Annotated in this window: 8 protein-coding genes; 2 read left to right on the top strand and 6 right to left on the bottom strand. The window is 71.3% G+C overall.

The window, feature by feature from the left end; translation table 11 throughout:
- Positions 1–459: 459 nt before the first annotated feature.
- Complete coding sequence (gene trpS / locus AQI70_RS09740; RefSeq protein WP_062146428.1) at positions 460–1,485, top strand: tryptophan--tRNA ligase; 1,026 nt, start codon at positions 460–462, stop codon at positions 1,483–1,485.
- Positions 1,486–1,541: 56 nt separating this feature from the next.
- Here the strand turns inward: trpS and proC are convergent, their stop codons facing one another.
- From proC to AQI70_RS09710, 6 genes are all read right to left on the bottom strand, one after another.
- The gene (proC, locus tag AQI70_RS09735; protein ID WP_062146427.1) at positions 1,542–2,354 is read right to left on the bottom strand and encodes a pyrroline-5-carboxylate reductase; all 813 of its coding nucleotides are present in this window, start codon (positions 2,352–2,354) and stop codon (positions 1,542–1,544) included.
- 151 nt (positions 2,355–2,505) lie between these two features.
- Positions 2,506–3,297: an ABC transporter permease gene (locus AQI70_RS09730; protein ID WP_003999041.1), complete on the bottom strand. Its 792-nt coding sequence runs from the start codon at positions 3,295–3,297 to the stop codon at positions 2,506–2,508.
- Complete coding sequence (locus AQI70_RS09725; RefSeq protein WP_062146425.1) at positions 3,294–4,094, bottom strand: ABC transporter ATP-binding protein; 801 nt, start codon at positions 4,092–4,094, stop codon at positions 3,294–3,296. The genes AQI70_RS09730 and AQI70_RS09725 overlap by 4 nt, the downstream gene beginning before the upstream one ends.
- Positions 4,095–4,282: 188 nt before the next feature.
- Positions 4,283–5,053, bottom strand: a complete 771-nt coding sequence (locus tag AQI70_RS09720; RefSeq protein ID WP_062146423.1) for a class I SAM-dependent methyltransferase — start codon at positions 5,051–5,053, stop codon at positions 4,283–4,285.
- Positions 5,054–5,157: 104 nt separating this feature from the next.
- Entirely contained in the window at positions 5,158–5,661 is a 504-nt protein-coding gene (locus tag AQI70_RS09715; protein WP_062146421.1) for a hypothetical protein, read from the bottom strand.
- Positions 5,662–5,725: 64 nt separating this feature from the next.
- Positions 5,726–6,091, bottom strand: a complete 366-nt coding sequence (locus AQI70_RS09710; protein WP_062146419.1) for an SH3 domain-containing protein — start codon at positions 6,089–6,091, stop codon at positions 5,726–5,728.
- Positions 6,092–6,273: 182 nt separating this feature from the next.
- On the opposite strand from AQI70_RS09710, the gene AQI70_RS09705 reads away from it, so the two are divergent.
- Entirely contained in the window at positions 6,274–8,412 is a 2,139-nt protein-coding gene (locus AQI70_RS09705; protein WP_062146417.1) for a serine/threonine-protein kinase, read from the top strand.
- The last annotated feature ends 30 nt before the right edge of the window (positions 8,413–8,442 follow it).

Below are 8,442 nucleotides of genomic sequence, written 5' to 3'. Positions count from 1 at the left end.
AGGGTTGTCTTCGCGGCTGTTGGGCCGTTCCGACGAGTGAGACTTTAGCGGATTCCCGGCTCCCGAGCTAATCGGGGGCTGCGCTCTTACGAACGCGGATTCCTCATTCCGTAAATACGCACGCCAAAGAAACGACGGCAGACAGAACGACTGTCGTCGAGTGTTGGTTGGTACTTGCGGAGTGGCTGTCCGGGGACCGACCGAGGTCGGCGCTCACGTCGGACAACTCGGAGAACAGTACGGATGGGGCCAGGGCGTGTCAACTTCGCTCCTGGCGGCACCCTGGGGGCGTACCCTGGGGTGCATGACGACGCATACGTGCACCCAGCTGTGGTGGGCCGCCTGACGGCGGCCGTACTCACGTATGCACTCAACGGCCGCCGCCTCGGCGGCCGTTCTTGTTTCTCCCTCCTGAGGGCCGGCCGGCGGGTGCGGCGGTCTCGACCAGGAGGTGGAGAGATGACGCGGGTCTTCAGTGGAGTCAAGCCGACGGGGCATCTGACGCTGGGGAACTACCTGGGGGCCATGCAGCGGTGGGCTGCGCTCGATCAGCATGAGGCCGACGCGCTGTTCTGCATCGTGGATCTGCATGCGCTGACCGTGGACCACGATCCGGCGCGGGTGCGCAGGCTGAGTCGGCAGGCGGCGACGTTGCTGCTGGCGGCGGGGCTTGATCCGGAGCTGTGCACCGTCTTCGTACAGAGTCATGTGGATGAGCACGCGCGGCTGTCGTATGTGCTGGAGTGCGTGGCCACGGACGGCGAGATGCGGCGGATGATCCAGTACAAGGAGAAGGCCGCGCGGGAGCGGGTGCGGGGCGGGAGTGTGCGGCTGTCGCTGCTGACGTATCCCGTGCTGATGGCGGCGGACATCCTGGCGTACGGGGCCGATGAGGTGCCGGTCGGGGACGATCAGACGCAGCATGTGGAGCTCGCTCGGGATCTCGCGGTGCGGTTCAACCAGCGGTACGGGCATACGTTCGTGGTGCCGCGGGCCACGCCTCCGCAGGTCGCGGCTCGGGTGATGAACCTGCAGGATCCCGCGTCGAAGATGGGCAAGAGCGACGACTCCGGGCCGGGGATCGTCTATCTGCTCGATGAGCCGGACGTGGTGCGGAAGAAGGTCATGCGGGCCGTGACCGACAGCGGGCGGGAGGTCGTGTACGACCGGGAGGCGCGGCCGGGGCTGGCGAATCTGCTGGAGATCCTGGCGGCCTGCACGGGTGGGAACCCATCGGAGCTGAGCGGTGTATATGAGTCGTACGGCGCCTTGAAGAAGGACACCGCGGAGGCCGTGGTCGAGGTCCTCAGGCCCGTGCAGGAGAGGCACAGGGAGCTGTGCGCGGATCCTGGCTATGTGGAGGGGGTGCTGCGGGATGGGGCGGAGAAGGCTCGGGCGATGGCTCGGCCGACCGTTGATGCCGCGTATCGGGCGATCGGGTTGCTGCCGGCGGCTGCGGCTGCCGATATCGGCGTGACTGCTTAGGGGCGCCTGCTCGGGAGTGGCGCTGGGCCGCCCCTGGGGGCAGGGGCGGCCGGGCGTCAGCTGTTGTTGCCGGAGGCCAGTTCGCGGCTGCGGTCGCGGGCGGCTTCGAGGGCGGCGATGAGGGCGGCTCGTACGCCGTGGTTCTCGAGTTCGCGGATGGCGTTGATGGTGGTGCCGGCGGGGGATGTCACGTTCTCGCGCAGCTTGACGGGGTGTTCGCCGCTGTCGCGGAGCATCGTCGCGGCGCCGATCGCGGACTGGACGATGAGGTCGTGGGCCTTGTCGCGGGGCAGGCCGAGGAGGATGCCGGCGTCGGTCATGGCTTCGACCAGGTAGAAGAAGTACGCCGGGCCGGAGCCGGAGAGGGCGGTGCAGGCGTCCTGCTGGGACTCGGGGACGCGGAGTGTCTTGCCGACGGCGCCGAAGATCTCCTCGGCGTGGGCGAGGTCGGCCTCGGTGGCGTGGGTGCCGGCGGAGATGACGGACATGGCCTCGTCGACGAGGGCGGGGGTGTTCGTCATGACGCGGACGACCGGGGTGCCGGGGGCGAGGCGCTCCTCGAAGAAGGAGGTGGGGATGCCGGCGGCTCCGCTGATGATCAGGCGGTCGGCGGGGACGTGCGGGGCGAGTTCGTCGAGGAGGGTGCCCATGTCCTGCGGCTTGACCGTGAGGATCAGGGTGTCGGCGGTCTTGGCGGCTTCCGCGTTGGTGACCGGGGTGACTCCGTAGCGGGTGCGGAGTTCCTCGGCTCGTTCCGCGCGGCGGGCCGTCACCAGGAGGTCGGCCGGCGCCCAGCCGCCGCGGATCATTCCGCTGAGCAGGGCTTCGCCGATCTTGCCGGTGCCGAGGACTGCGACTTTCTGGGTCATGGCTGGGGTGCCCTCCGGGGGTTGCGTCGTCCGGGTTCATCCTCGCACCGGGGGCGGCTTTCGAGGTGGCGTGTCCGGTGGGCGGGACGGGTGTGCGGCGGGCCCGGGCGGGTGACGGGCCGGTGTGTGCCGCATCGGCCGCCGTGGTCGGTCAGGCCGTCCTGCGTCGCAGCGTCGCCGCGCCCAGGCACAGGACCAGCAGGGCGCAGCCCGCCACGATCAGGGCGTCGCGTACGAAGTCGGCGGTCATGTCGGTGTGCTTGAGGACCTCGTTCATGCCGTCGACCGCGTAGGACATGGGGAGGACGTTGGAGATGGCTTCGAGGGCCGGGTGCATGTTGTCGCGGGGGGTGAAGAGGCCGCAGAGGAGGAGCTGGGGGAAGATCACGGCCGGCATGAACTGGACGGCCTGGAACTCGGAGGCCGCGAAGGCCGAGACGAAGAGACCGAGCGCGGTGCCGAGCAGTGCGTCGAGCAGGGCGACGAGCAGCAGGAGCCAGGGGCTGCCGGTGACGTCCAGGCCGAGGAACCAGAGGGCGAGTCCGGTCGCGAGGGCGGACTGGATGATCGCGAGGGTGCCGAAGGCGAGGGCGTAGCCGGCGATCAGGTCGCCCTTGCCGAGGGGCATGGCGAGGAGGCGTTCGAGGGTGCCCGAGGTGCGTTCGCGCAGGGTGGCGATGGAGGTGACCAGGAACATCGTGATCAGCGGGAAGATCCCGAGGAGGGAGGCGCCGATGTTGTCGAAGGTGCGCGGGCTGCCGTCGAAGACGTAGCGCAGCAGGAACAGCATCACGCAGGGGATCAGGATCATCAGCGCGATGGTGCGTGGGTCGTGGCGGAGCTGGCGCAGGACCCGGGCGGCGGTGGCGGTCGTGCGGGAGAGGTTCAGGGCGCCGGTGGGGGCCGGGCGGAGTGGCGTGCCGGGGCTCGTCGTCGTGGTCATCGCGTGGTCTCCTTCGCGCGGGCGGCCGCGGTCGCCTCGTCGACCAGGTGCAGGAAGGCCGCCTCGACCGTCTCGGAGTGCGTACGGGTGCGGAGGGCGTCCGGGGTGTCGTCGGCGAGGATCTGGCCCTCGCGCATGAGGAGGAGGCGGTGGCAGCGCTCGGCCTCGTCCATGACGTGGGAGGAGATGAGGAGGGTGGCGCCGCGGGTGGCGGCGATGTCGTGGAAGAGGGCCCAGAGGTCGCGGCGCAGGACCGGGTCCAGGCCGACCGTGGGTTCGTCCAGGACAAGGAGTTCGGGGGTGCCGAGGAGGGCGACCGCCAGGGAGACGCGGCTGCGCTGGCCGCCGGAGAGGTTGCCGGCGAGGGCGTCGGCGTGGCTGGTGAGGTCGACGTCGGCGATGGCGCGGGTGACGTTCTCGTGGCGGCGGTCGGCGGCGGCGTGGCCGGGGTCGAGGATCGCGGCGAAGTAGGCGAGGTTCTGGCGGACCGTCAGGTCGTCGTAGACGGAGGGGGCTTGGGTGACGTAGCCGATGCGGGTGCGCAGGGTGGGGTGGCCGGCTGGGTGACCGAGGACGTCGAGGGCGCCGGTGACCTTGGCCTGGGTGCCGACGATCGCCCGCATCAGGGTCGACTTGCCGCAGCCGGACGGGCCGAGCAGGCCGGTGATCTGGCCGCGCGGGACGGTGAAGTGGAGGTCGCGGAGTACTTGGCGGGGGCCGCGTACGACGTTCAGAGCCTTGGCTCGGATGGCGGGGTCGTCAGGGGGGTCGGATCGGACGGAAGAGTAATTCATCACACGATGAATAATCCTCCGGTGGGGGTGCCTCGTCAAGCGTCGGGGTGGGCGGCGGGCTGGGCGGGGCCGACTGTTCGTGCCATGGCCGGCCGGGCGCCGGAACAAGTCGCCCGCCCTCGTCGGCTCGGCGCTGCGTTGGTGCGAGGCCGTGCGGGGAGGGCGGGCGTGAGGGGGGTGCAGCGAGGGTTTCAGGTGATGGGGGCGACGAGGAGGTCCACGTCGTAGGTCTCTTCGATGATTCCGTCCGGGAAGGCGTCGAGGAGGAGCCGTTTCTCCTCGGCGAGGAAGGCGGTGCTCGCCTCCGTGCCGTGGACCAGGAAGACCGAGTGACTGCCGATGTTCGCCAGGTGGGTGTCGAGGGGAACGCGGCGGCTCCAGCGGACCTTGCGGCGGGTGAAGTCGAGGCGGCCGGTGGGGTCGGCCAGGGCGGCGCGGGCGCCGCTGCTGTTCTGTTCGACGGCGGGGTGGGCGCCGAAGCGGCGGTCGATGCGGGCCGCCTGGGCGGCGAGCCATGGGATGTCGAGGGGGGTGGTGTTCCACCACAGGGCGAGCGCGCCGCCCGGGCGCAGCACGCGGAGGGCCTCCGGGGCCGAGTGGGCGGGGTCGGTCCAGTGCCAGGCCTGGGCGTAGGTGATGAAGTCGGCGGAGGCGGCGGCGAGGGGGAGGGCGTTGCCGTTGCCGCGGACGATCGGGATGTCGGGGTGGCTGCGGCGGAACTGGGCTGCCATGCCGTCGCCGGGTTCCACTGCCAGTACGTCGGCGCCCCGCTGGTGGAGGAGGGCGGTGGCTATGCCGGTGCCGGCGCCGACGTCGACGACGCGGGCACCGGTGAGGGGACGGCCGGCGAGTTCCTCGATCGCGTCGAAGAGGGCGGGCGGATAGGAGGGGCGGTTCGCGGCGTACTGGGCCGCCGCGGCGTCGAAGGAGCGGGCGCGTTCGGTGTGGGAGGGGGCCGTCATACGGCCATGTTGGCCGTGGTTGGTGGTGTGCGCACCGAGTTTGCGTGTAGGTGGGGCGTGGGGCCCCCTCCCTCCCCCGGCAGCGGTCGGTGCGGCGGCTTCGGCTACGCCCGCCGTCGGCGTCTCGCTGGGTTGCCTGTGCGGCGGGTGGTGCGGGTTTCGTGTTGTTTGCGTGCCGTCTCGTATTCCTCGTGGTGGAGTTTCTCGCCGGGGGCCTCGGTGAGGGAGCGGAAGAAGTAGGCGAGGAGGGAGCCGACGAAGCCGATGGTGAGCAGGCCGCGGAGGCTGGACTGGCGGTCGGGGTCGGGGCGCTTGGTGAAGCCGTCCCAGGTGTGGCGGAAGGCGAGGGCGCTGCACACGGCGAACATCACGACCATCAGGACCGTGACGAAGCTGCCGGTGCCGGCGATCTGGAGCCCCTGGTAGGCGAAGCGCAGGACCAGGCAGGCAGCGACCGCGGTGGCGAGGGAACCGATGGCTACCGCGATGCGGCGGGCGGTGTAGCCGCCCGCGTGGTCGACCCAGGTCGTGCCGAAGAAGCGCAGGGGCTCGGGGCGGGGGCCGGTGGAGCCCGCGGGGGTGTCCGGGGTGCCGTTCTTCTCGCTCACGCGTCGATTATGGCTCCGGCGTGGCCGCGGGCTCCGTACGGGTTCCGGCGAACCGGGACCGGGATCAGAAGGAGCAGCGGGGACGGACGTAGCCGTCGCTCCCCGTGTTCACATAGGCATCCGAGACGAACTCGCCGTCGTCGATGTTGTCCCAGATGTACGACGTGCCGTAGGGGCCCGTCACCGTCGTGCCGGGCGTCTGGCAGTAGATCGGGATCTTGGCGCCCTCGGGCAGGACGCGGACGATGGGGTAGCTGGTGCCGGGGCCCCGGCGGACGTTCAGGCGGACGCCCGGCGCGACCGAGTAGTAGCGCACCGCCGTGGTCGTGGCCGTCGTCGTGGTCGTGGCCGCCATGGTGGTGACGGCCTCTTCCTCGCCGCCGCGGATGCCTTCGGCTCTCTCGACCTCTTCGACGCGGTCTGCAGACATGGAAAACCTCCCCCGTTGATCCCCATGACAGCCATGGGGGTCCCGTTGATTCCCATAAATCACGCCACGCACACATGTGCGTGATGGGAACACGGAGGCTAGCAAGCCGCCTCTGTCTCGTACGAGTCATCGACTAGGCTCCGTGCGTCGCGCGCGCGGACGAACAGCACGGGGGTGGTCCCATGGCGCCACAGCAGAACGCCGGAGCGGGCGCGGAAGCGGAACTTCCCGAGTACGCCGGTCACTACCGGCTGGAGTCGCGCCTGGGGTCCGGCGGCATGGGCGTCGTACATCTGGCCCGGAGCACTTCGGGCATGCAGCTCGCGGTGAAGGTGGTGCATGCCGAGTTCGCCAGGGACCCCGAGTTCAGGGGGCGGTTCCGGCAGGAGGTGGGCGCGGCGCGCCGGGTGAGCGGTGCCTTCACCGCGCCCGTCGTGGACGCCGATCCGGAGGCCGAACGGCCCTGGATGGCCACGCTGTTCATCCCGGGCCCCACCCTGTCCGACCAGGTGAAGCGGAACGGGCCGATGAGCCCGGCGCAGTTGCGGCGGCTGATGGCCGGGCTGGCGGAGGCGCTGCGCGACATCCACCGGGTCGGCGTCGTGCACCGGGATCTCAAGCCGAGCAATGTGCTGCTCGCCGACGACGGGCCGAAGGTCATCGACTTCGGCATCTCTCGGCCAACGGACAGCGAACTGCGCACCGAGACGGGGAAGTTGATCGGTACGCCGCCCTTCATGGCGCCCGAGCAGTTCCGGCGGCCCCGGGAGGTGGGGCCGGCGGCCGACATCTTCGCGCTCGGATCCGTGATGGTGCACGCGGCGACGGGGCGGGGGCCGTTCGACTCGGACAGTCCGTACGTCGTCGCCTACCAGGTCGTGCATGACGAGCCGGACCTGACCGGCGTACCGGAGAATCTCGCGCCGCTCGTGCTGCGGTGCCTCGCCAAGGAGCCCGAGGACCGGCCCACGCCCGACGAGTTGATGCGGGAGCTGCGGTCGGTGGCGGCGTCGTACGACACGCAGGCGTTCATTCCGGCCCAGCGGACCACGGAGGTGCCGTCCGAGGCCGAGGCCGGTGCCGATCCCGAGCCCGGTCCGGAGCCCGAGCCGAAGCGCCGTGTCGAGGAGGGGTCCGAACGGCCGCCCTGGAGACGCCGGGTCAGACTGCTGGCCCTCGGAGCCGGGGCCGCCGGGCTGGCCACTGTCGTCGCGTTGGCCTCCGTACAGCTTCTCGGCGGTGCGGACCCGACGCCGAAGGGGCAGAGCCCGCGGACCACGTCGGCCGGGTTCGGCACCTGGACGGCGACACCGGCGGCCAAGAAGGGCGCGCCCCTGTGTTCCTACAGCGCGGGGAAGGTGCTGTGCGCCCAGACCGGGCTCGTCTTCGCGCTCGACCCGCGGGACGGCCGGCTGCTGTGGCGGCATCCCGTCGACACGTCGCTCGTGAGCGGACCGCCGGCCATGGCGGGCGGCCTCGTGCACCCGTCCTCGGTGCGGGGCCACCGGCTGGAGGCGCTCGACCCCGCCACGGGCACGGCGCGTTGGCGGCAGAACATGCCCGCGTACAGCGGACCGGTGACCGCCGGGGGCATGCTGCTGGTCACCGGCGCCGACGGCGAGGTCACCGGCGTGGACGGCGCTTCGGGGGACACGATGTGGAGCCGCCCGGTACCGGGTCACCCGGCGCCGTACCTCCTCTCCTTCGCCGGAGATCCGCTGGCGTACACGGCGAGCGCGTCCGCCGACGGGTCGAGCACGCGGGTCACCGCGGTGGACCCGGCCACGGGCGACGTGCGCTGGGACGCCCGGCTGAAGGGGAACCTGAAGCTGGTCGGCGCGTCCGACGGATCGGTCTTCCTCGCCTCGGTCGACGGGACGTACAGCGACACGAGAACCGTGGTCCGCTACTCCCCCGCCGACGACACCTCCCGGCGTGTGACGCTGCCCGTCCCGCTCCAGCAGGCGCGCGGCACCGTACGCGGGACGGTGGTCTACCTCGTGGGCGCGGGCGGTTCGCTGGTCGCCGTCGACATGGCGGCCGGCAGGCAGCTCTGGCGGATGGAGACGTCCGTACTGCGCACGTCGACGCCGGTCGCCGACGGCCGGCATGTGTACGTCAGCGCCCCCGACGGCCGGCTGCTCGCCGTGGACGCCCGCAACGGCCTGCTCCTGGGCGAGACGCCGGCCCGGCTGAGCGCGGACTCGGACGGGCTGGCGGCCGACGTGTCCGAGCCCGTGCTCGGCGCGGGCCGCCTCTACGCCACCGCCCCGGACGGCACCGTCTTCGCCGTCGACGGCCGCGATCCCTCGGCCTGGTGACAGCCCCGTCGGCCCAGTAGCACTCGAAGG

Source organism: Streptomyces curacoi, assembly GCF_001513975.1.
In the GTDB taxonomy this organism is placed as follows: Bacteria; Actinomycetota; Actinomycetes; order Streptomycetales; family Streptomycetaceae; genus Streptomyces; species Streptomyces curacoi.
This window is presented reverse-complemented; position numbering and strand designations above follow the sequence as displayed.